15 protein-coding genes are annotated in these 21267 nt (G+C 68.0%); 6 read left to right on the top strand and 9 right to left on the bottom strand.

The window, feature by feature from the left end; all coding sequences use genetic code 11:
• Window position 1: 1 nt before the first annotated feature.
• A complete protein-coding gene (locus DSX2_RS13455) occupies window positions 2-1552 on the top strand; it encodes a sialidase family protein (RefSeq protein ID WP_020881500.1) in 1551 nt (516 codons plus the stop codon).
• 81 nt (window positions 1553-1633) lie between these two features.
• Here DSX2_RS13455 and DSX2_RS13460 read toward each other — a convergent pair whose 3' ends face one another.
• Complete coding sequence (locus DSX2_RS13460) at window positions 1634-2425, bottom strand: ABC transporter substrate-binding protein (RefSeq protein WP_020881501.1); 792 nt, start codon at window positions 2423-2425, stop codon at window positions 1634-1636.
• A complete protein-coding gene (locus DSX2_RS13465; RefSeq protein ID WP_020881502.1) occupies window positions 2422-3684 on the bottom strand; it encodes an EAL and HDOD domain-containing protein in 1263 nt (420 codons plus the stop codon). The genes DSX2_RS13460 and DSX2_RS13465 overlap by 4 nt, the downstream gene beginning before the upstream one ends.
• Window positions 3685-3838: 154 nt before the next feature.
• Here DSX2_RS13465 and DSX2_RS13470 point away from each other — a divergent pair, with 154 nt between their 5' ends.
• The 4 genes from DSX2_RS13470 (at window position 3839) to DSX2_RS13485 (ending at window position 9640) form a co-directional block, all read left to right on the top strand.
• Entirely contained in the window at window positions 3839-4351 is a 513-nt protein-coding gene (locus tag DSX2_RS13470) for a cyclic nucleotide-binding domain-containing protein (RefSeq protein WP_020881503.1), read from the top strand.
• Between the two features lie 142 nt (window positions 4352-4493).
• Window positions 4494-5222, top strand: a complete 729-nt coding sequence (locus tag DSX2_RS13475; protein WP_020881504.1) for a CerR family C-terminal domain-containing protein — start codon at window positions 4494-4496, stop codon at window positions 5220-5222.
• A 27-nt stretch (window positions 5223-5249) separates the two neighbouring features.
• Window positions 5250-6497, top strand: a complete 1248-nt coding sequence (locus DSX2_RS13480; protein ID WP_020881505.1) for an efflux RND transporter periplasmic adaptor subunit — start codon at window positions 5250-5252, stop codon at window positions 6495-6497.
• Window positions 6494-9640: an efflux RND transporter permease subunit gene (locus DSX2_RS13485; protein ID WP_020881506.1), complete on the top strand. Its 3147-nt coding sequence runs from the start codon at window positions 6494-6496 to the stop codon at window positions 9638-9640. The genes DSX2_RS13480 and DSX2_RS13485 overlap by 4 nt, the downstream gene beginning before the upstream one ends.
• A gap of 112 nt (window positions 9641-9752) precedes the next feature.
• Here the strand turns inward: DSX2_RS13485 and DSX2_RS13490 are convergent, their stop codons facing one another.
• The 5 genes from DSX2_RS13490 to DSX2_RS13510 form a co-directional block, all read right to left on the bottom strand.
• On the bottom strand, window positions 9753-11306 hold the full coding sequence (locus DSX2_RS13490; protein ID WP_020881507.1) for an efflux transporter outer membrane subunit: 1554 nt from the start codon (window positions 11304-11306) through the stop codon (window positions 9753-9755).
• A gap of 1 nt (window position 11307) precedes the next feature.
• Complete coding sequence (locus DSX2_RS13495; protein WP_020881508.1) at window positions 11308-14481, bottom strand: efflux RND transporter permease subunit; 3174 nt, start codon at window positions 14479-14481, stop codon at window positions 11308-11310.
• 15 nt (window positions 14482-14496) lie between these two features.
• Window positions 14497-15678, bottom strand: a complete 1182-nt coding sequence (locus tag DSX2_RS13500; protein ID WP_020881509.1) for an efflux RND transporter periplasmic adaptor subunit — start codon at window positions 15676-15678, stop codon at window positions 14497-14499.
• An 87-nt stretch (window positions 15679-15765) separates the two neighbouring features.
• Window positions 15766-16056, bottom strand: coding sequence for a hypothetical protein (locus DSX2_RS13505; protein WP_020881510.1), 291 nt, complete (start codon window positions 16054-16056; stop codon window positions 15766-15768).
• A 327-nt stretch (window positions 16057-16383) separates the two neighbouring features.
• On the bottom strand, window positions 16384-16950 hold the full coding sequence (locus tag DSX2_RS13510) for a TetR/AcrR family transcriptional regulator (RefSeq protein WP_020881511.1): 567 nt from the start codon (window positions 16948-16950) through the stop codon (window positions 16384-16386).
• Window positions 16951-17091: 141 nt separating this feature from the next.
• On the opposite strand from DSX2_RS13510, the gene DSX2_RS13515 reads away from it, so the two are divergent.
• Entirely contained in the window at window positions 17092-18675 is a 1584-nt protein-coding gene (locus DSX2_RS13515; RefSeq protein ID WP_020881512.1) for a sigma-54-dependent Fis family transcriptional regulator, read from the top strand.
• A 123-nt stretch (window positions 18676-18798) separates the two neighbouring features.
• On the opposite strand, the gene thiC is transcribed toward DSX2_RS13515, so the two are convergent.
• Window positions 18799-20061 carry a phosphomethylpyrimidine synthase ThiC gene (gene thiC, locus DSX2_RS13520; RefSeq protein WP_020881513.1) on the bottom strand — a complete coding sequence of 421 codons (1263 nt, stop codon included), beginning with the start codon at window positions 20059-20061 and terminating at the stop codon, window positions 18799-18801.
• A 91-nt stretch (window positions 20062-20152) separates the two neighbouring features.
• A complete protein-coding gene (locus tag DSX2_RS13525) occupies window positions 20153-21262 on the bottom strand; it encodes an HD domain-containing phosphohydrolase (RefSeq protein ID WP_020881514.1) in 1110 nt (369 codons plus the stop codon).
• Between the last annotated feature and the right edge of the window lie 5 nt (window positions 21263-21267).

Here is a 21267-nt window from a genome sequence, read left to right on the forward strand (position 1 = left end):
TATGCCGACGATCCACGGCCGAAGCGAGCGTCATGTCGTCATCGACAAGCGGCCCGGCCTCTACCTGAGCTTTCCGGACGTGGCCCGCGTGGACGACCGCATCGTCTGCGTCTACCGCGAGAGCGAGGGCCATCATCATCCCAAGCACCACCGCCTGCTGTGGCGCGTGAGCGAGGACCTGGGGCGAAGCTTCGGGGACGCGCGCATCCTGCATCCCTCCTCGGGGCACTGCCCGCGCATCTCGCTCCTGCCCGGCGGCGACCTTGCCGTGGTCTCGGACGGCACGCCGCCGCTCATGGCCTGGTCCGCGGACAAGGGGCGGACCTTTGCCGCCATGGCCACGCAGCGGCTGCAGCACGCCCTGCCGGACCGCGTCATGGAGCGCGACACCCTGACGCTTCTCACCACCGCCCACCTGCACCGGGGCAGCGCGCCCTTCTCCCAGGCCGGGCAGGCGCCCACGGAGCAGATGGTCTACGTCTCGCACGACCGCGGCGCGAGCTGGGACCCCCTGGCCGTGCAGGCCCGCGACGCCTGCCTGATGCTCTGCGAGGCCTCCATGGTCCGGCTGCCGGACGACCGGCTCCTGGTCCTCATGCGCGAGAACTCCGGCGTCTACGAGCCCATGTACTACAGCCTCGGCAGCCCGGACGGCAGCCAGTGGAGCGAGCCGCGACCCACGCCGCTCATCGGCCACCGCCCGACCCTCGGCCTGACCTCGGCGGGCAAGCTCCTGGTGACGTATCGCAGCGTGGGGCCGGACCTGTGCACGGCCGCCTGGCTCGGCGACCTTTCGGAGTGGGGCGAGTTCGCTGTGCACGGCCTCGCGCCCTCGCCGGTCAATCCCCGACTGACGGACGAGGGGCTTTTCGTGGCCAACGCGGCGGGCGAGGAGGCGTGCGCGCGCTGGGCGCTCAGGCCGATCACCTCGCCGGTCTCGGCCAGGGCCGAGCTGAAGCTCCGCCTGCGCGTGGAAGAGGCCGAGGAGAAGGCCTGTTGCGTGCGCTTCGGCGGCATCTGGTGGAGCGTGACGCCCGGCGCGATCCGTCCCCTGGTCAAAGGCGCGCGTTCCGTGCGCCTGCCCGAGGGGAGCGTGGACCTCGCCTTCGCCTACGAGCCGGGCGCAAAGCGCGCCCGGGTGAGCCTGCGCGTGGACGGCCGCCTGCGCGCGCGGCGCGAGGTGGACATGGACGTGGCCGCGCGGCCCGTGATCGTGGGCAACGGCTCCATCGAGAAGGACAATGCCGGGCGCTGGCTGGTCGAGCGCATGTCGCTCTCGATCTCGGAGCCGCGCTACGGCAGGGAGTACCGCTGGGCCTGGAAGCCGGACGACGGGCTGCCCGACGCCTGGGCCCGCGCCAACGTGCTGGAGCTTCAGAACGCGCGCGGCGTGTGGGGCGGGGACATGGGGTATTCGGGCTGGTGCGAGCTGCCGGACGGCTCCTTCTTCTGCGCCTACCACCACGCCGTGGCCTCGGAGCCCGGCTACCGGCAGTCCTGGACCTCCTGGATCCAGGGGAGCTTCTTCTCGGCGGAGGATTTCGCGCGCTAGTGTCGCGTCCGTGAAAAAAGTAGATATTCCGCGCAGCGATCTTCCGCAAAATACGGCTTTGCGTATTTTGCGGACGTCACGCTAGAAGCCGCTCGCGGCCTTGAGGCGGGCGAGGGTGCCGTCGGCGCGCATGGAGGCGAGGCCCGCGTCGAGCGCGGCCTTGAGCTGTCCGGCCCGTCCCGCCCTCTTGGAGAAGCAGACGTAGAGCGGCATCTCCTCCAGCGGCGGCTGCAGGAAGACGACCTCGTCCGCCTTCGGCCCGAGAAGCCGCCTGGCCAGCGCCTGTCCCACCCGCTCGTCGGAGATCATCATGTCCACCCGCCCCGCCGCCAGCATGCGCATGGCGGTCTGGTCGTCGCTCACGACCTCCTTGTTCAGGTAATCGGCCGCGTCGAAGGCCTCGCTGTTGGCGTAGCCGCGCTGCACGGCGATGGAATAGGGCGTCAGGTCGCGCAGGGTGCGCCAGTGGATGTTCCTCCCGCGCAGGGCGAAGAAGCCGACCACGCCCGTTCCGAGTGGGTCGGAATAGGTGAAGATCGCCTCGCGCTCGCCCGTGTGGTAGGCGGGAAAGATGCCGTCGAGCTGGCCTTCGGTGGCCCGGCGCATGCCGCGCGGCCAGGGCAGGAAGGCGAGCTCGAGCGTGTAGCCCGAGCGGCGCAGGGCCTCGCGCACCACCTGGGCGTAGAAGCCGTCGCCGGGGAGGTCCGTTCCCACGTAGGGCTGCCAGTTCAGGGTCGCCAGGCGCACGGTGTGCGAGGCCCGGCAGGGGGCGGCGAGCAGGAGCAGTGCGGCCAGGAGCCCGGCGGCCAGGGACGCGGGGCCGGTCCAGGCCGCGCCTGCTTCCGGGCGACGTCGGGCGTCGCCTCGCCTCATGTCTCGGTCCTGAATCCGAAGAAGGAATTGGCCCACAGGAGGGAATCGTAGTAGCAGCGGGCCACGACCAGCGGGTCCAGCCCGAGTTCTTCCATGGTCACGTCCAACCGCTCCCAGTTGCCGCTCTCGAAGCACTTGGCCAGGTCGATCCACAGGACGTAGGGCGATTCCCGGCCGCAGAGGGCGTCCGCGATGGCCGTCTCGAGCGGCAGGCTCTCCAGGATCTCCTCCATGGGCATGTCGAACATGGCGTCGAGCAGGGAGAAGAGGCCGAGCAGGAAGAGGCTGGCCGGTTCCTGGGCCGGGTCGGAGCGGCTCGCCCCGGCCTTCTCCAGGAACTTGCCCCTGATGGCCGAGAGGTAGGGGAGTTCCGAGGATTTCCCCGGAGGCAGCATGTCGGTGAGGATGATCAGGCGCAGCCAGTTGCGGACCTTGTTCCAGCCGAGGATGACGATGGCCTGCTTGATGGAGTGCACCTTCTGCGGGAAGGAGAAGGTGGCCGAGTTGAGAAAGGAGAGCAGGCGGAAGCTGATGGACACGTCGGTCTGGATGAGCGCGGCGAGTTCGTTGAAGTCGGGCTCGTCGCGCTGCAGGATGCGGAAGAGGTTCAGGCGCGAGGCCTCGTTGGAGGAGAGCTTGCGGCCCGGCACCACGGTGGGCTTCTGGATGAAGAAGCCCTGGTAGAGAGAGACGCCGAGCTTTCGCAGCGTCTCGTAGCGGCTGCGTTCCTCCACGCGCTTGGCCATGACCTTGGCCGGAAAGGCCGCGGCCCCGGAGAGCAGGCGCTTGACCTCGAAGCCGTCCTTCTCCAGGGCGTCGATGATCAGGATGTCCGCTTGGCGGTAGAGGGGCGTGAAACCGGGGTGGGCGCTGAAATCGTCCAGGGCCACGAGGAACCCCTCGGCCCGGATGCGCCGCACGGCCTCGACAAGCTCGGGAAGGAGCACGTCCGGCTCGCGCAGCTTCACAACGGTGCTCTTGGACGGCAGCACCAGGGGCAGTTCCTCGATGACCGCCTCCTCGGTGAAGGACAGCATGACCCGCGTCTCGTCGCGCGACGGGGCGCGCTCGGAATGGCTGAAGGCGTTGGCGGCCACCGTCAGGGTGGCCATCTGGCCGTCCGTTATGACCGCCGCCTCGGCCTCCGGGCTGTCGCGGTAGAAGAGGTCGTATCCCCAAACCCGCTCGTCGCCGTCGAAAATGGGTTGTCGGGCGAAGACGGTGGGTGTATATGTGATTTCCCCATGATCGTGGGACATACGTTCTCCAGCAAGCAATTCGAGAGAATACCCGTTTAGCCTCTCTTGGCGTTCAAGGCAAGGAACCGACATTCCGAGTGGCTGCAGGCGGCGCCCGGCGCAGGCGACGGAACCCCGGAGCACAGGGCTTGCGGGCAGCGAGCCGACTTCGCTTATGATCGACCCCGACCATCTTCTCGAACATCCGCACGACCAGGCGGGCTATCTCGACAAGCTGCGGCTCCTGCCGGGCTTCGACGTGCTCGACGACGAGCGGCTGCGCTGCCTCCTCTCCGCGACCAAGGTCCGGCGCTACGAGCCGGGCGAGATGATCATCCGCGAGGGCGAGTCCTCCCCGCGCTTCTATTTCCTTCTGCAGGGGCTCGTGCGCGTCTTCAAGGGCGCGGTGGAGCTCGGCTGCCTGCAGCGCCTGGGCGAGGTCTTCGGCGAGATGGGCGTGATCGACAAGAGTCCCCGCAGCGCCTCGGTGCAGGCCATCCAGCGCACGCTCTGCCTGGTCCTCGACGCCGAGGCCCTGGACGGGCAGCAGGGGGAGTTCAAGGCCGCCCTGGGAGCCATGGTCTACAAGGCCTTTGCCGAGCGCCTGGTGGAACGGCTGCGCGAGACGACCGACGAGAACGTGCGCCTCAAGGAGGCCCTCGCACGACAGGGCCTCGCCCTGCCCTGAGCGTCCCCGCCCTCTCCTCAGAAAAACGAACCCGACTTTTCCGATACCCGTCCGGCAAGGCTCTGGCCATGCCCGCTGCGGCGGCCGTTGACAATCGTTTAAACACTCGTTTAGGGGGGACTGCGCCCCGGGAGAGGACGAGATGGCCAGACGAGCACAACCAGATACGCGACAGCGCATAATCGAGGCCGCCGGGCGCGTCTTCTCCGACAAGGGCTTCCACCGGGCCACGGTGCGGGGCATCTGCAGCCGCGCCGGAGTCAACGTGGCCCTCATCAAGTACCATTTCGGCGGCAAGGAAGGGCTCTATCGAGAGGTCCTGGGCCATGCCTTCGGTCGGTGCCTGCGCGAGTTCCCGCCGGACACCGCGCTTGCGGACACGCCGCCCGAGGAGCGCATCGCGATCTTCGTGCGCGGCCATCTCGCGCGCATTCGCGAGAAGCGCCGCATCTCCTGGGAGGAGCGCCTCCTGCGCCGCGAGTTCTTCGAGGCCTCGCCGACCATGGAGGACATGGTCCGCAGCTTCATCTGCCCCGTGGCCGAGCTTCTGAACCGGGCCGTGGGAGAGCTGCTCGGCCTGCCCCCGAGCGACCTCGACGTCATCCGCTGCAGCCTCTCCGTGGTCGGCCAGTGCCTGCACCACTACTACTCCCTGCACACCATCTCCGCGCTCTATTCGGAAATGGGCTACAGCCCGGCCGAGATCGACGCCCTCGCGGAGCACATCACCCACTTTTCCCTCGCCGGCATCAAGGGCGTGCTCGCACGGCGCAAGGCCGGAGACGCGGCGCTCGTCCGTCCCGGCGGGAAGACCTCGAACAGGCCCGGCCTGGGCGCTTCCCGTGAAGCCGCCCTGGCCGCGCTCACATGAAAACGCAAGGAAATCGGTGACGCCCTCATGAACAGGAAAGCGGCGTATGCGATCAGGACCGTGGCTTTGCTCGGAGCGGCGGCGCTGCTCTTGTGGGCCCTGCCCCACATGATGGGCGCGCCGGGCGGCACGGCCGGGGACGGCAAGCCCGCCGCGCAGGATGCGGCCGCGGGAGGCCGGCAGGCCAAGGGCGCCGTGGGCAAGGGCAAGGTGCCCGTGACCGTGGCCACGGCCAGGCGCAGCGACTTCCCCATCGAACTCAAGGCCGTGGGCACGGTCGAGGCCAGCGCCACCGTGGGCATCAAGTCCCGCGTCGAGGGCGAGCTGGTCAAGGTCCACTTCGTGGAGGGCCAGGAGGTCAAGAAGGGCGACCTGCTCTTCACCATCGACCCGCGCCCGCTGCAGGCCAGCCTCGAGCAGGCCAGGGCCAACCTCGAGCGCAACAAGGCGCTCCTGACCAAGGCCGAGGAGGACTACCGGCGCTACCAGGAGCTCGAGCGGCAGAAGATCATCAGCCAGGAGCAGTTCGAGCAGATTTTCTCGACCCTCGCGGCGCTCAAGGCCACGGTGCGGGCCGACGAGGCCACCGTGGACAACGCCCGCGTGCAGCTCGAGTACACCTCCATCCGCTCGCCCATCTCGGGCCGCGTGGGCAGGCTGCTCTCCGACATGGGCAACATGATCAAGGCCAACGCCGACAACCCCATGGTCACCATCGTGCAGATGGAGCCGGTCTACGTGACCTTCGCCGTGCCCGAGGAGCGCCTCGTGGACGTACTGAAGGCCATGCGCGCCGGACCGGTCACGGTCCTGGCCCAGGCCGCGGAGGCGGGCGTTCAGCCCGAGAAGGGCGCGCTCTTCTTCGTGGACAACCAGGTGGACCGCAAGACCGGGACCATCACGCTCAAGGGCGAGTTCGACAACAAGAACCGCCTGCTTTGGCCCGGCCGCTTCGTCACCGTCACGCTCGGCCTGGGCATGATCAAGGATGCGGTCGTCGTGCCCTCGCGGGCCGTGCAGACCGGGCTCGACGGCCAGTACATCTGGACCGTGGACGCGAACGGCGAGGCCGGAATCCGCAACGTGACCACCGGACGCAGGTCCGATTCCGAGACCGTGGTCCTCTCCGGCATCGAGGCCGGAGACAGGGTCATCGTGGACGGCCAGCTGCGCGTCACGCCCGGCGCGCCCCTCGAAATCCTCGACGCCCCGGGCCAGTCGAGCCTCGCCTCTCCGGACGGCGGAACCCTCACGCCCGCGGGCAGCCCCTCATGAACATCTCCGAGCCGTTCATCAGGCGGCCGGTCATGACCACGCTGGTCATGGCCGCCATGCTCCTCTTCGGCATCGTCGGCTACATCCAGCTGCCGGTCTCCGACCTGCCCAACGTGGACTTTCCGACCATCCTCGTGCGCGCCGAGCTGCCCGGGGCGAACCCGGAGACCATGGCCTCGAGCGTGGCCGCGCCGCTGGAGCGCGAGTTCGCCACCATCTCGGGCATCGACTCCATGAGCTCGGTGAGCGGCGTGGGCCAGACGCGCATCACCATCCAGTTCAACCTCGACCGCAACATCGACGCCGCGGCCCAGGACGTGCAGTCGGCCATCGGCAAGGCGCAGCGAAAGCTCCCCGACGATCTCTCCACGCCGCCCTCCTACCAGAAGGTCAACCCCTCGGACCAGCCGATCCTCTACCTCACGCTGGCCTCGAAGACCCTGCCCCTGTCCACGGTCTCGGAGTACGCCGACACCTTCATCGGCCAGCGCATCTCCATGCTGCCGGGCGTGGCCCTGGTGAACATCTACGGCCAGCGCAAGTACGCGGTGCGCGTACAGCTCGATCCCAAGGCCCTGGCCTCGCGAGGGCTCGGCATCGACGAGGTGGCCGAGGCCGTGTCGCGCGGCAACACCAACCTGCCCGTGGGCGCGCTCTCGGGCGAGCACACTGCCTACAACATCAAGTCCTCGGGCAAGCTGCAGCAGGCCGCGGACTTCCGGCCGCTCATCGTCTCCTGGCAGGGCGGCTCGCCCGTGCGCCTGGAGCAGCTCGGCCGCGTGCTGGACGGCGTGGAAAACGACAGGCTGGCCCTGTGGCGCGACAACGACCAGGCCGTCATCCTGGCCATCCAGCGCCAGCCCGGCACGAACACCGTGGCCGTGGTCGACTCCATCAGGAAGCTCCTGCCGACCTTCCGCAGCCAGCTGCCCGCGGGGCTCGAGCTCTCGGTCATGTACGACCGCTCCGAGTCCATTCGGGCCTCGGTGCACGACGTCAAGTTCACTCTGGTCCTGACCATCTTCCTGGTCGTGGCCGTGATCTTCCTCTTCCTGCGCAACCTGCGCGCCACGCTCATTCCGAGCCTCGCGCTGCCCATCTCGATCATCGCCACCTTCGCGGTCATGCGACGAATGAACTTCTCGCTCGACAACCTCTCGCTCATGGCCATGACGCTCGCCGTGGGATTCGTGGTGGACGACGCCATCGTCATGCTCGAGAACATCGTGCGCCACCGCGAGATGGGCAAGAACAGGTTCCAGGCCGCCCTCGACGGCTCCAAGGAGATCTCCTTCACCATCGTCTCCATGACCATCTCCCTGGCCGCGGTCTTCATCCCGGTCATGTTCATGGGCGGCATCGTGGGGCGGCTCTTCGAGGAGTTCGGCGTGGTCATCATGGCCTCGGTGCTGCTCTCGGGCGTGGTCTCGCTGACCCTCACCCCCATGCTCTGCTCGCGCTTCCTGGACAATACGGACCACGGCGCGCACGGCGGGGAAGGGGAGAAGGCCCACGGCCGCTTCTACCAGCTCTCGGAGAAGGTCTTCGACTCCATGCTCGCGTTCTACCGCGCCACGCTCTCCGTGTGCATGCGCTGGCACTTCGCGACCTTTCTCGTCTCCCTGGCCGTGCTCGGCGTCACCGTGGCCGTCTTCCAGCACATCCCCAAGGGCTTCCTGCCGAGCCAGGACACGGGCATGCTCTGGGGCACGACCGAGGCCGTGCAGGGCATCTCCTACGACGACATGGTCCGCCACCAGCAGGCGCTGCACAAGTTCCTGCGCGAGGACCCGGGCGTGGAGTCCTTCATGTCCGTGGTCGGCGTGGGCGGCCCCAACCTCTCGCTCAACAACGGCCGCCTGACGCTGAAGCTGAAGCCCCTGTCCGAGCGCAAGGAGAGCGCGGACCAGATCATGCGCCGCCTGCGCGGCAAGCTGAACACCGTGCCGGGCATCCAGACCTTCCTGCGCAACCCGCCGCTCATCAACATCGGCGGCCGCACCACCAAGAGCCTCTACCAGTTCACGCTGCAGGACCCGGACACCTCGGAACTCTATTCCTCGGCGGCCAAGCTCGAGGCCAGGCTCAAGACCTCGCAGCTCCTGCAGGACGTGAACTCCGACGTGCAGCTCTCGAACCCCGAGGTGCGCATCAACATCCGCCGCGACCGCGCGGCCGCCCTCGGCATCTCGCCGCACCAGATCGAACTGGCCCTGCAGAGCGCCTTCGGCACGCGGCAGATCTCGACCATCTACACAGACACCAACGACTACGAGGTCATCCTCGAACTGCTGCCCGAGTACCAGCGCGACACCTCGGCCCTCTCGCTGCTCTACGTGCGTTCGAGCGACGGTTCGCTCGTGCCGCTGGACACCCTGGCCGACATCACGCGCGGCATGGGCCCGCTGGCCGTGAACCACAGCGGCCAGCTCCCCTCGGCCACCATCTCCTTCAACCTGCGGCCCGGCGTGGCGCTCTCCCAGGCCGTGGCCGAGGTCAACCAGGCGGCCAAGATCCTGCCCGCCTCCATCTCCACCGGCTTCGAGGGCACGGCCCAGGCCTTCCAGGCCTCGACCAAGGGGCTCATGCTCCTCCTTCTCCTGGCCGTCATCGTCATCTACATCGTGCTCGGCATCCTCTACGAGAGCTTCATCCACCCCCTGACCATCCTCTCGGGACTGCCCTCGGCGGGCTTCGGCGCGCTGCTCACGCTCTGGCTGTTCGGCAAGGAGCTCGACATCTACGGCTTCGTGGGCATCATCATGCTCATCGGCATCGTCAAGAAGAACGCCATCATGATGATCGACTTCGCCCTGGAGGCGCAGCGCGAGCAGAACATGGACCCGGCCAAGGCCATCTTCGAGGGCTGCCTCGTGCGCTTCCGGCCGATCATGATGACCACCATGGCCGCGCTCATGGGCACCCTGCCCATCGCCATCGCCTACGGCGCGGGCGGCGAGGCGCGCCAGCCCCTGGGCCTGGCCGTGGTCGGCGGCCTGGTCTTCTCGCAGCTGCTCACGCTCTACATCACTCCCGTCTACTTCATCTATCTCTCGAAGTTCACCGGCTGGCTCTCCGGCCTCCTGCACCGCAAGGGCGGAGCCCGGGCCAAGCCCGACCCCGCCGAAGACACCCCGGCCTAGCCGTTCTCCGTGCACTGCGCCCCGGCTTCGGCCACGGCGCATGTTCCGGCAAAATAAAAGGCGGGCGGACGCATGAGCGTCCGCCCGCCTGCCGGGACGCGGGAGAGGAGGTTCAGTGCGCGTCGACCGGCGTGGGCGTCCCCGAAGAGGCATGATTCGGGGACGGGGATGCCGTGTTGTCCGCGACCGGCTGCGCGTTCGCGTCGGTCTCTACCGCCACCTGGGCGCCTGCGAGGCCGTCGTTCATGTCCTTGTCGGTCCAGCCGCCGCCGAGCGTCTTGTACAGGGTCAGCAGGTTGTTCATGCGCTCCAGGCGCAGGGAGAGGAACGTCAGCTGCGAGGCGAAGAGCGAGCGCTGCGCCGTGAGCACGGGCAGGAAGCTGTCGATGCCCGCGGAATAGCGCTTCTCGGAGAGGTAGAGGCTGCGCTTGTCCGCGGCCACGGCCTTCTCCTGGGCCGCCATGCGCTCCTGCAGGTTGGCGCGCACGGCCAGGGCGTCCGAGACCTCCCGGAAGGCGGTCTGGATGCTCTTCTCATACTGGGCCACGGCGATGGAGCGCGAGGCCTTGGAGACTTCCAGCGTGGCCATGTTCCGGCCGAAGTCGAAGATCGGCAGCACGGCCCGGGGCGCGAAGGTCCAAGCCTGGGAGTTGGCGTCGAAGAGGCCGTCGAGCTCGTGGCTGGCCGTGCCGAAGGTGCCGGTGATGGTGATCTTCGGGAAGAAGTTGGCCCGCGCGGCGCCGATGTCCGCGTTGGCCGCCTTGAGCTGGTGCTCGGCCTGGAGGATGTCCGGGCGGCGTTCGAGCAGGTCGGAGGGCAGGCCGGGGGGCACGTCCTTGGGCTCGACCACCTTGTCCAGGGTGTCGGGCACCACGATGTCCTTGGGCAGGGGGGCGCCGAGCGCGAGGCGCAGGGCGTTCTCGGCCTGGGCCACGGCGGTGCGGGTGGCGGCCTCCTGGGCGCGGGCGGTCTCGAGGCTCGCCTCCGCCTGGCGCAGGTCCAGCTCCGTGGTCTGGCCCGCCTCGAACAGGTGGCGGGTCAGGTCGTAGGACTTGGAGCGGCTGGACACGGTATCGTGGACGATCGCGAGGCGCTCGCGCTCGGCCACCAGGGTCAGGTAGTCGCTCGCCAGCTCGGCCACGAGGCTGATGTGCGTGCTGCGGCGCGCCTCCTCAGTGGCCAGGTATGTCTCCAGGGCCTCGTCGGAAAGGCTCTTCACCCGTCCGAAGATGTCCAGCTCGAAGGAACTGACGCCGAGGTCGGCGTAATATTCGCGCGTGGTCTGGGCCTGGCCGGTGGAGGAGAGGTCGTGGGGCAGGCGCTGCTGCGTGGTGCCGCCCTCGGCGTTGACCGTGGGCAGGCGGTCCGCCCGCTGGATGCGGTACTGCGCGCGCGACTTCTCGATGTTCAGGATGGCCACGCGCAGGTCGCGGTTGTTCTCGAGCCCGACCCGCACCAGCTCGCGCATGGCCTCGTCGGGCAGGAAGTCGCGCCAGTCCAGCTCGGCCGCAGGCGTTGCGCCGTTGGCCCGCGTCGCTCCCAGGCTGACCGTGCCCTGGGGCCAGGCGTTCTGCACCGGGAGGTCCGGGCGTTTGTAGTCCGGGGCCATGCTGCAGCCGCCCATGAGGGCGGCCGCGAGGCCGAGGATCAGGATGCTGCGGCGCATATCAGTTCCCTCCGCTGTGGTCGGCCGGTTTCGTTCCGGCCGCCGCGTCAGTTTCGTGTCCGTGCCTCTCCCGTCTGTCTTCCACGGCGCGGAAGATGAGGACGAAGAAGACGGGCACGAAGAAGATGGCCAGCACCGTGGCCGCGATCATGCCGCCCATGACGCCGGTGCCGATGGCGTTTTGGCTGCCCGAGCCCGCGCCGTTGGCCAGGGCCAGGGGCATGACGCCGAGGATGAAGGCCAGCGAGGTCATGAGGATCGGCCTGAGCCTCAGGCGCGCGGCCTCGATGGTGGCCTCGTAAAGGCTCATGCCGCCCTTCTCGAAGAGCGCCTTGGCGAACTCGACGATGAGGATGGCGTTCTTGGCCGAGAGGCCGATGGTCGTGAGCAGGCCCACCTGGAAGTAGACGTCGTTGTTCAGTCCCCGCAGGCTCGCGGCGAGCAGGGCCCCGATGACGCCCAGCGGCACGACGAGCATGACCGAGAAGGGCACGGCCCAGCTCTCGTAGAGCGCGGCCAGGCAGAGGAAGACCACGAGCAGCGAGATGGAGTAGAGCATGGGCGTCTGCGCGCCGGACAGCCGCTCCTGGAAGGAGAGGCCGGTCCAGGAGTAGCCGATGCCCGCGGGCAGCTTGGCGGCGATCTCCTCCACGGCCTTCATGGCGTCGCCCGAGCTCTTGCCCGGCGCGGGCTGGCCCAGGATCTCGACCGAGGGCTGGCCGTCGTAGCGCTCCAGGCGCGGCGAGCCGTAGGTCCAATGCCCGGTGGCGAAGGACGAGTAGGGCACCATGTCGCCCTTGGAGTTGCGGGCGTAGAGCTTGTCCAGGTCGCCCGGCTTCATGCGGAAGGGGGCGTCGGCCTGGATGTAGACCTTCTTCACGCGGCCGCGGTCGATGAAGTCGTTGACGTAGGCGCTGCCCCAGGCCGCGGACAGGGTGTCGTTGATCGTCCCGACGTCCAGGTTCTGGGCCATGGCCTTGTTCGGGTCGATGTCCACGTTGTACTCGGGCACGTCGTTCAGGCCGTTGGGCCGCACGGCGACCAGCTCGGGATTCTGCGCCGCCATGCCCAGGAACTGGTTGCGCGCGGCCATGAGCTTCTCGTGTCCGAGACCGGCGCGGTCCACGAGCTCGAGGTCGAAGCCCGTGGCGTTGCCGAGCTCCATGACCGCGGGCGGCGCGAAGGCGAAGATCATCGCGTCGCGTATCTGGGAGAGGGCCCCCATGGCGCGCCCGGCCACGGCCTGCACCTTGAGGTCGGGCGAGTCGCGCAGGCTCCAGTCCTTGAGCTTGACGAAGGCCAGGGCGTTGTTCTGTCCGTTGCCCGCGAAGCTGAAGCCCGCGACGGTGAATATCGACTCCACGGCCTTGCTTTCCTTGTGCAGGAAGTAGTCTTCAACCTGTTTCATCACTTCCAGGGTGCGGCCCTGGGTGGCGCCCGGAGGCAGCTGGACCTGGGTGAAGAGGATGCCCTGGTCCTCGTCCGGGAGGAAGGCCGTGGGCATGCGCATGAAGAGCAGGACCATGACCGCCACGATGGCGGCGTAGATGGCCATGAAGCGCCAGCCGCGCCGGATGATGCGGTCGACGCCCGCCTCGTAGGCGCGTGAGCCGCGGTTGAAGTTGCGGTTGAACCAGCCGAAGAAGCCGTTCTGGCAGGTGTCGCGGTGCTTGGTCACGGGCTTCAGCATGGTGGCGCACAACGCCGGGGTCAGGGTCATGGCCACGAAGACCGAGAGCGCCATGGCCGAGACGATGGTGATGGAGAACTGGCGGTAGATGATGCCCGTGGAGCCGCCGAAGAAGGCCATGGGGATGAAGACCGCGGAGAGGACCATGGCGATGCCCACCAGCGCGCTGGTGATCTGGCTCATGGACTTCCGCGTGGCTTCCTTTGGCGGCAGGCCGTCCTCGGACATGACGCGTTCCACGTTCTCGACCACGACGATGGCGTCGTCCACCAATAGGCCGATGGCCAGGACCATGGCGAACATGGTCAGCGTGTTTATGGAGAAGCCGCAGGCCGCGAGCACGGCGAACGTGCCGAGCAGGACCACGGGCACGGCGATGGTCGGGATGAGCGTGGCCCGGAAGTTCTGCAGGAAGAGGTACATGACCAGGAAGACCAGGCCGATGGCCTCGACCAGGGTCTTGACCACCTCCTCGATGGACAGGCGCACGAAGGGGGTGGTGTTGTACGGGTCCACGACCTTGAGACCGGCCGGGAAGAACTTGGACATCTCCTGCACGCGCTCGTGCACGCGCTGGGCCGTGGCCAGGGCGTTGGCGCCGGTGGCCAGCTTGATGGCCACGGCGGCGGCGGGCTTGCCGTTGTAGCGGCTCACCGTGTCGTAGCTCTCGGAGCCGAGCTCCACGCGGGCCACGTCGCCGAGCGTGACCCGGGAGCCGTCGGGCCGCACCTTGAGCAGGATCTTCCTGAACTGCTCCGGCTTCTCCAGGCGGGACTGGGCCTGCACGGTGACGTTCAGCTGCTGCCCGGGAACGGACGGCGTGCCGCCGATCTGGCCCGCCGAGACCTGGGCGTTCTGCGCCCTGATGGCAGCGGAGACGTCGGCCGGGTTCAGTCCGTACTTGTCGAGCCTGTTCAGGTCGAGCCAGACGCGCATGGCGTACTGCGCGCCGAAGAGCGTGACGTCGCCCACGCCCTGGGTGCGGCCGAGGTCGTCCTGGATGTAGGAGGCGACGTAGTCGGCGATGTCGTTGTTGGTCATGCTGCCGTCCGAGGAGGTGAAGCCGAGGACGAGCAGGAAGTTCTTGACCGACTTGACGACGCTGATGCCCTGGCGCTGCACCTCCTCGGGGAGGAGGGGAGTGGCAAGCTGCAGCTTGTTCTGCACCTGCACCTGGGCGATGTCCGGGTCGGTGCTGTTGTCGAAGGTCAGGGTGATCTCCACCTGTCCGGAAGAGTCGCTGGTGGAGGCCATGTAGTTCAGGTGGTCCAGGCCCTGCATCTTCTGCTCGATGACCTGTGTCACCGTGTCTTCCAGGGTCTTGGCCGAGGCGCCGGGATAACTGGCGTTGATGGAGATTTCCGTGGGCGCGATGCTCGGGTACTGGGCGATGGGCAGGCTGACCACGGACAGCACGCCGGCCACCATGATCAGGATGGCTATGACCCAGGCGAATACCGGACGGTCGATGAAGAAACGAGGCATGATGGTGTACCTGGCCTATTCGTGTTCGGCCTGCTTGGGAGCGGCCGGGAGGGTTGCGGGCACGGGGCGGACCTTGATGCCGGGACGCACGCGCTGCAGGCCGTCCACCACGAGACGGTCTCCCGCGGCGAGGCCGGAGGTCACGAGCCACTTGTCGCCCATGGCGCGGTCAACGGTCAGGATGCGCTGCTCCACGGTGTCGTCGGCCGTGACCACCAGGGCCGTGGCCCGCCCCTTGGTGTCGTGGGTCACGCCCTGCTGCGGGGCCAGGATGGCGGATTCGTCCACGCCTTCCTCGAGGACCGCGCGCACGTACATGCCGGGCAGGAGCAGATGGTCGGGGTTCGGGAAGATGGCGCGCAGGGTCACCGCGCCGGTGCTCTGGTCCACGGCGACCTCGGAGAACTGGAGCTTGCCGGTGTGGGCGTAGCTCGTGCCGTCCTCGAGGAGCAGCCTGACCTCGGCCTGGTCCTTGCCCGCGCTCTTCAGGCGCCCGGAAGCCATGTCGCGCTTCAGGCGCAGCATGTCCACGCTCGACTGGGTCACGTCCACGTAGATGGGATCGAGCTGGCGCACGGTGGCCAGGGCGGTCGCCTGGTCGGCCGTGAGTAGGGCGCCCTCGGTGACGCTCGAGCGGCCGATGTGGCCGGAGATGGGCGCGGTGATCTTGGTGTAGCCGAGGTTGATGGCGGCCGTGTCCAGGACCGCCTTGTCGGCCTGGATGAGGGCCTCGGCCTGCTTGGCGGCGGCCTCGGCGTCCTCGTAGTCCTGGCGGCTGACCGCGTTGTCCCGGATCAGGTCGGCGTAGCGCTCGGCCTTGAGCTTGAGCGGCACGAGGTTGGCCTCGGCCTGGGCCAGGTTGGCCTTGGCCTGGTCGTAGGCTGCCTGGTACGGCGCCGGGTCTATCCGGTAGAGGACCTGGCCGGCCTTGACGTCGCCGCCTTCCGTGAACAGCCGCTTCTCGAGGATGCCGCCGACCTGGGGCCTGACCTCGGCGATGAGGTGGGCGGCGGTGCGGCCGGGCAGGGTGGTCGTCAGCGTGACGGGCTCCTTGGCGAGCGTGACGACGCCGACCTCGGGCGTCTGGGCGGCCTGGGCAGCCCCCTTGCCGTTCTCCGCGCCGTTGCACCCGGCGACGAGGGCCGCGGCGCACAGCGCCAGCAGAGCGAGGAACAGGGAATTTTTCGTGATCCGCATAACACACCTGAAATGGTTGAAGGTCGCTGCAAAACGCCGTGTCGGTACGGCGTGGTCATCGTATTGTCGTCGTGGGACGGCTCCGTGTCAGGCCGGGGTGGCGTCGCTCTCGTCTATCCAGAGCGTGTGGTAGACCAGTCCGAAATCCCTGAGCAGGATCGCCAGATGCAGGCCGAGCTTGCTCTTCTCGGGCGGCCCGGGCTGCTGCCAGGTCAGGAAGACGATCAGGTCGGTCGATACCACCGCCTCGTGGCAGATGCGGTACCGAGCGAGCCCGGGCGCCGAGGCCGTGCGCAGGACCTCGCGCAGCATGGCGGTCGTGTCCTGGCGGTCGTCGGGCGCGAAGGAGCGCAGAATGATGGCTTCGATCCAAAGCATGGCGGTACCCCTCTGCGCATTCCTAGCGAGTTCCGTGCCATGATGATTTTTTGATATTCCAGTATGTTGTGTTCAATGGAGATGCCCGTGACTACCCCATGGCGTAAACATGCTACCCCCTGGGGTAAATCGTGCCTTTGCTACCCTCGGGTGTAAAACTCCCTGGGGTCTGCTTTCTCCGCGTGGTGCGGAAGGCCGTTCGGGCACCTGCCGCCGCGGCCGGAGCGCGTACCCGGCTTGTCTCCAGCGGCATGCACCGTTTCCGGACCCCGGATGATCGCATCGTGCCGCCGAGGCAGGACGGCATGCCGTCCGCATTGCGGCGGGCTAGATGTCGTGGCTCAGCCGCACGAGATGATCGACGAGCGTGCGGCGCTCCTCCGAAGTCAGGGACGATACGCCCATGGCGTCCTCGAGCCACACGCCCTCGGCCGCATAGCGGATCATCCGGCCGAGGACCGAGTCGAGGGACTCGCCGTGCGCGACGATCTGCCCCAGCACCCATTCGCGCCAGGACGAGGACAGCGGCTTGTCTCCGGCCATGGACAGGCAGCACGCGTCGAGGAATTCGCTCTCTATCCCCTTGCTGAGCCGGAACACTATCGTCTGGACATAGGCCCGCGTGAACCGGCCGCGCGGGTCGGGATCGTCGGCCATGAGCCGGGCGCAGGTGTCCGCGAAGGCCTGCCGCTCCGAGTCGAAGATCTCGTCCACGAGATGCTGCTTGCTCGGGAAGTGGTGCAGCAGCCCGCCCTTGCTCACGCCCGCTTTCCTGGCCACGAGGTCGAGGGTCATTCCGGCCAGGCCGCGCGACGCGATGACCTCGGCCGCGGCCTGCAGCACCTGGGCTCGGACCTGCTGCGGCTGCTTCTTCCGCTTGTAGGCATTGTCCATGGCGCGAAAGATACCGGCCGGTCGGTTTCTTGTCAAACGCCCGTCGCATCACTATGAAGACGTGGTTGAGGGGAACAGTGTTCTACGCTATGGGGTAATCCCGGCCGCACCGCCAGCGAGGCCGCCGCACAGGAGGTCCACATGTCCATCGATCCCAATGAATTCTTCCGTCAGGCCGCGGTGCGCATCTGCGGCAGCCTGGACGTCGAGAAGGCGCTCATGGACTGCCTCGGATACATCAAGGACTACATTCCTGCCGACTACATGGACATGTGCATCTTCGTGCCCGAGGCGAACGTGCTCAAGCCCGTGGCCGCCGCATCCCTGTGCGGCGAGGAGAAGAGCGACCTCATCCCCGTGGTCGCCGGAGAGGGCCAGTCGCCCCTGGCGGTCTGGGAGAACATGGAGGAGATCTTCGTCGTCAACCGTCCCCGCGAGGACCCCTGCGTCTACAAGGCGCTGCAGCTGATGGGCAAGGAGGATGACGACGACTTCTCCCTGATCGTCATGCGCCTCGACCTGCAGGGGCGGCGCATCGGCGCGCTCGGCGTGAGCGTGACCGGAACGGACCGCTTCCGGCCGGAGCATACAGAGATGCTGCTCCTCCTGCGCGAGCCTTTCGCCATCGCCATGTCCAACGCGCTGAAGCACCAGGAGGTGGTCAGGCTCAAGGACCTCCTGGACGACGACAACCGCTTCCTCCAGACCCAGATCCGCGAGCTTTCCGGCGCGGACATCGTGGGCGCGGACTTCGGCCTGCGCGAGGTCATGACCCAGATCCGCCAGGTGGCGCCGCTGGACTCCCCGGTGGTGCTGCTCGGCGAGACCGGCGTGGGCAAGGAGGTGCTGGCCGCGGCCATCCACGAATTCTCGCACCGCCGCCGCGGGCCGTTCATCAAGGTCAACTGCGGGGCCATCCCGGAGACGCTCATCGACAGCGAACTCTTCGGCCACGAGAAGGGCGCCTTCACCGGGGCCCTGGCCCGCAAGCGCGGCCGTTTCGAGCGCGCCGACGGCGGCACCATCTTCCTGGACGAGATCGGCGAACTGCCGCCCCAGGCCCAGGTGCGGCTGCTGCACGTGGTGCAGCGCAGGGAGATAGAGCGCGTGGGCGGCAGCGAGCCCATTCCCGTGGACATCCGCATCGTCGCGGCCACCCACCGCAATCTGGAACGCATGGTCGCGGAGGGCCGCTTCCGCGAGGACCTGTGGTTTCGGTTGAACATCTTCCCGGTCTGGATTCCCCCCCTGCGCGAGCGCAAGGAGGACATCCCGGCCCTGGTCCACCACTTCATCCAGCAGAAGGCCCGGGAGCTCAAGCTGAGCGGGTACCCCGTCCTGCCTCCCGGCGCCCTGGAGCGGCTCAAGGCCTATGCCTGGCCCGGCAACGTGCGCGAGCTCGAGAATACGGTGGAGCGGGCCATGATCCGCAGCCGCGACGGCGTGCTCGTCTTCGATGCCGTGCAGGGCCCCCGCAACGGCGCCGGGCAGGATGCGGCCGCTTCGGAGGAGCGCTTCAGCTCCTTCGACGAGGTCGCGGCCGCGCACATCAGAAAGGCGCTGGAGACGGCGGGAGGCAAGGTCAACGGGGCGGGCGGCGCGGCCGAGCTTTTGGGCCTTCACCCCAACACGCTGCGCAAGCGCATGCTCCGCCTGGGCATTCCCTTCGGCCGCGGGACCGCGCACTCGGCGTCATCCTCCACCGGCCCGTCCGGCGCCGCCTGAGCCCTGAAAATGCGAAAGCCCGGTTTCCCGGGCTTTCGGCCCCGCACGGCGGGGTAAAGGAGGCAGGGGTAATGGAACGTACCTGTCAGCTATGATCCATTCCCGAAGTGTCAAGTGCCGCCGCTAGAGCATCTTCATGGCGCAGTACTTGCCGCACATGGCGCACTCTTTCTCGTGCGCGTGCTCCTTGCGGCGGGCGCGGACCATGTCCGAGTCCAGGGCCAGGTCGGCCATGGCGTCCCAGTCCAGCGCCTTGCGCGCCCGCGAGATGGCCAGGTCGCGCTCCACGGCGCGGGGATGGCCGAGGGCGGACTCGCCCGCCTGGGCGGCGATGCGCGAGGCCATGACGCCCTGGCGCACGTCGTCCACGCAGGGCAGCGTCAGGTGCTCCGCCGGGGTCAGGTAGCACAGGAAGTCCACGCCGTTCATCACGGCCACCGCGCCGCCGATGGCGCCGGAGATGTGGTCGTAGCCGGGCGAGCAGTCCGTGGTCAGGGGCCCGAGCACGTAGAGCGGGGCGTGGTTGGTCAGGCGCTTGGCCATCTGGATCTGCCCGGGGACGAGGTGCAGGGGCACGTGCCCCGGGCCCTCGATCATCACCTGCACGCCGGCCGAAAGGGCCCTGGCCTGCAGCTGGCCGAGCACGGAGACCTCTTCCCACTGCGCCGCGTCGCCCGCGTCCGCGCCCGAGCCGGGACGCAGGCCGTCGCCGAGCGAGAGCGTCAGGTTGTATTCCCGGGAGACGTCCAGGACGTCGTCGAAGCGCGTGAGCAGGGGGTTCTCGCGGCCGTTCTCGCGCATCCAGCGGCCGAGGAGCGCGCCGCCGCGCGAGACCACGCCCGTGACGCGGGATTTGTGGGCCATCTCCACGGCGTTTCTGGTCACGCCGCAGTGCACGGTCATGAAGTCCACGCCCTGCCTGGCCTGCTTGATGATCTCGTCGATGATCGCGTCGGCGTCCATGCCCGCGGGATCCAGGCCCGCGTCGATGCGCGACTGGGCCGCCGCGTAGACCGGCACCGTGCCGAGCGGCATGCGCGTGGTGGCGAGCATCTCCAGGCGGATGGCGTCCAGGTCGCCGGCGGTGGACAGGTCCATGACCGTGTCCGCGCCGCTGCGCTCGGCTTCCTTGAGCTTGGCGTGCTCGAGCGCGAGGTCGTACATCAGCTTGGAGGTGCCGATGTTGGCGTTGACCTTGATGCGGGCGGGCTGGCCGATGAGCGTGGGACGCACGTCGGGGTGCTTGGGGTTGGCCAGGAGCACCATGCGGCCGGAGCGCAGCCCGTTCTTGATTTCGTCCGCCGAGAGGCCCTCTTCGGCGGTCAGGGTTGCGAGATGGGCCTCGAGAAGGCCCGCGAGGGCCGCGTTCTGCGTGAGAATGTCCATAAATCACCGTCCTTGAAAGTCTCGAAGGTCGGTCATACCTCCCTCACGCCGGAAGAGCAACGACTGAAACGTAATCAGCCGTTCCCCACGGTCAGTCGAGGAAGGTCGCCTTGATGGTGATGAAGCCGTCGAGGTTGTCGAGGAAGAGGTCGAAGATGTCGGGATCGAAGTGGCTGCCGCGGCCCTTGCGCATGATCTCGAGCGTGGTCTCCACGCTGAAGGGCTCCTTGTAGGGCCTGCGCGAGGTCAGGGCGTCGAAGACGTCGGCCACGGCGCAGATGCGGCCGTAGAGCGGGATGTCCGTTTTGGAAAGGCCGCGCGGGTAGCCCGAGCCGTCCCATTTTTCGTGGTGCGTGTGGGCCACGAGCGCGCCCGCCTGCAGAAGCTCGGAGGTGGACTGGCCGAGGATGCGCGCGCCGATCTCGGCGTGCTGCTGCATGATCTTCCATTCGTTCGGGTCGAGCTTGCCGGGTTTGAGCAGGATGGCGTCGGGCACGCCGATCTTGCCCACGTCGTGCATGGGCGCGGCGTTGCGCAGAAGCTCCACCTCGTCCGCGGAAATCCCGTACTTGGCCGCCAGGAGGCCGGACATCTGGCCGATGCGGATGATGTGCTGCGCGGTCTCCTCGTCCTTGTACTCGGCCGCGCTGCACAGGCAGTGGATGGCCTCGCGGTAGGCGGCCGCCGTGCTGGCCTGCTGCTCGCGCAGGTTCTCCACGGCCACCTGCAGGGCCTGGGTGCGCACGCGCACGATCTCCTCGAGGTCGGCCTGGTAGCGCTTCACCGCGTCGCGTGATTCCTTCATGCGCAGGAGCGAGGTGGCGCGCACTTTGACCTCCATGAGGTCGATGGGCTTGGCGATGAAGTCGTTGGCCCCGGCCTCCACCGCCCGCAGGCGGTCCTCCCGCCCGGTCAGGGTGGTGACGATGATCACCGGCAGCTCGGCGAGGCGCGGATCCTGGCGGATGGCCCGGGTGCAGGCGAAGCCGTCCATGCCGGGCATCATCACGTCGAGGAAGACGAGGTCGCAGGACTCGTCGAGCAGGGAGAGGGCCTCGGGACCGGACGAGGCCTGGATGACCTCGTGGCCCAGGGCCTTGAGCATCCCGTCGAGCACCTTGCGGTTCAGGCGGTCGTCGTCGACCACGAGGATGCGCTTGCCGCTGCCGGTCAGAGAGGTCGGAAGGGGAACGTCATGCATGTCTT

Source organism: Desulfovibrio sp. X2 (genome assembly GCF_000422205.1).
Taxonomy (GTDB): domain Bacteria; phylum Desulfobacterota; class Desulfovibrionia; order Desulfovibrionales; family Desulfovibrionaceae; genus Alkalidesulfovibrio.

Coding starts and splice junctions, on each gene's coding strand:
- DSX2_RS13455 (WP_020881500.1), top strand. CDS start 2: ATGCCGACGATCCACGGCCGAAGCGAGCGTCATGTCGTCATCGACAAG.
- DSX2_RS13460 (WP_020881501.1), bottom strand. CDS start 2,425: ATGAGGCGAGGCGACGCCCGACGTCGCCCGGAAGCAGGCGCGGCCTGG.
- DSX2_RS13465 (WP_020881502.1), bottom strand. CDS start 3,684: ATGTCCCACGATCATGGGGAAATCACATATACACCCACCGTCTTCGCC.
- DSX2_RS13470 (WP_020881503.1), top strand. CDS start 3,839: ATGATCGACCCCGACCATCTTCTCGAACATCCGCACGACCAGGCGGGC.
- DSX2_RS13475 (WP_020881504.1), top strand. CDS start 4,494: ATGGCCAGACGAGCACAACCAGATACGCGACAGCGCATAATCGAGGCC.
- DSX2_RS13480 (WP_020881505.1), top strand. CDS start 5,250: ATGAACAGGAAAGCGGCGTATGCGATCAGGACCGTGGCTTTGCTCGGA.
- DSX2_RS13485 (WP_020881506.1), top strand. CDS start 6,494: ATGAACATCTCCGAGCCGTTCATCAGGCGGCCGGTCATGACCACGCTG.
- DSX2_RS13490 (WP_020881507.1), bottom strand. CDS start 11,306: ATGCGCCGCAGCATCCTGATCCTCGGCCTCGCGGCCGCCCTCATGGGC.
- DSX2_RS13495 (WP_020881508.1), bottom strand. CDS start 14,481: ATGCCTCGTTTCTTCATCGACCGTCCGGTATTCGCCTGGGTCATAGCC.
- DSX2_RS13500 (WP_020881509.1), bottom strand. CDS start 15,678: ATGCGGATCACGAAAAATTCCCTGTTCCTCGCTCTGCTGGCGCTGTGC.
- DSX2_RS13505 (WP_020881510.1), bottom strand. CDS start 16,056: ATGCTTTGGATCGAAGCCATCATTCTGCGCTCCTTCGCGCCCGACGAC.
- DSX2_RS13510 (WP_020881511.1), bottom strand. CDS start 16,950: ATGGACAATGCCTACAAGCGGAAGAAGCAGCCGCAGCAGGTCCGAGCC.
- DSX2_RS13515 (WP_020881512.1), top strand. CDS start 17,092: ATGTCCATCGATCCCAATGAATTCTTCCGTCAGGCCGCGGTGCGCATC.
- thiC (WP_020881513.1), bottom strand. CDS start 20,061: ATGGACATTCTCACGCAGAACGCGGCCCTCGCGGGCCTTCTCGAGGCC.
- DSX2_RS13525 (WP_020881514.1), bottom strand. CDS start 21,262: ATGCATGACGTTCCCCTTCCGACCTCTCTGACCGGCAGCGGCAAGCGC.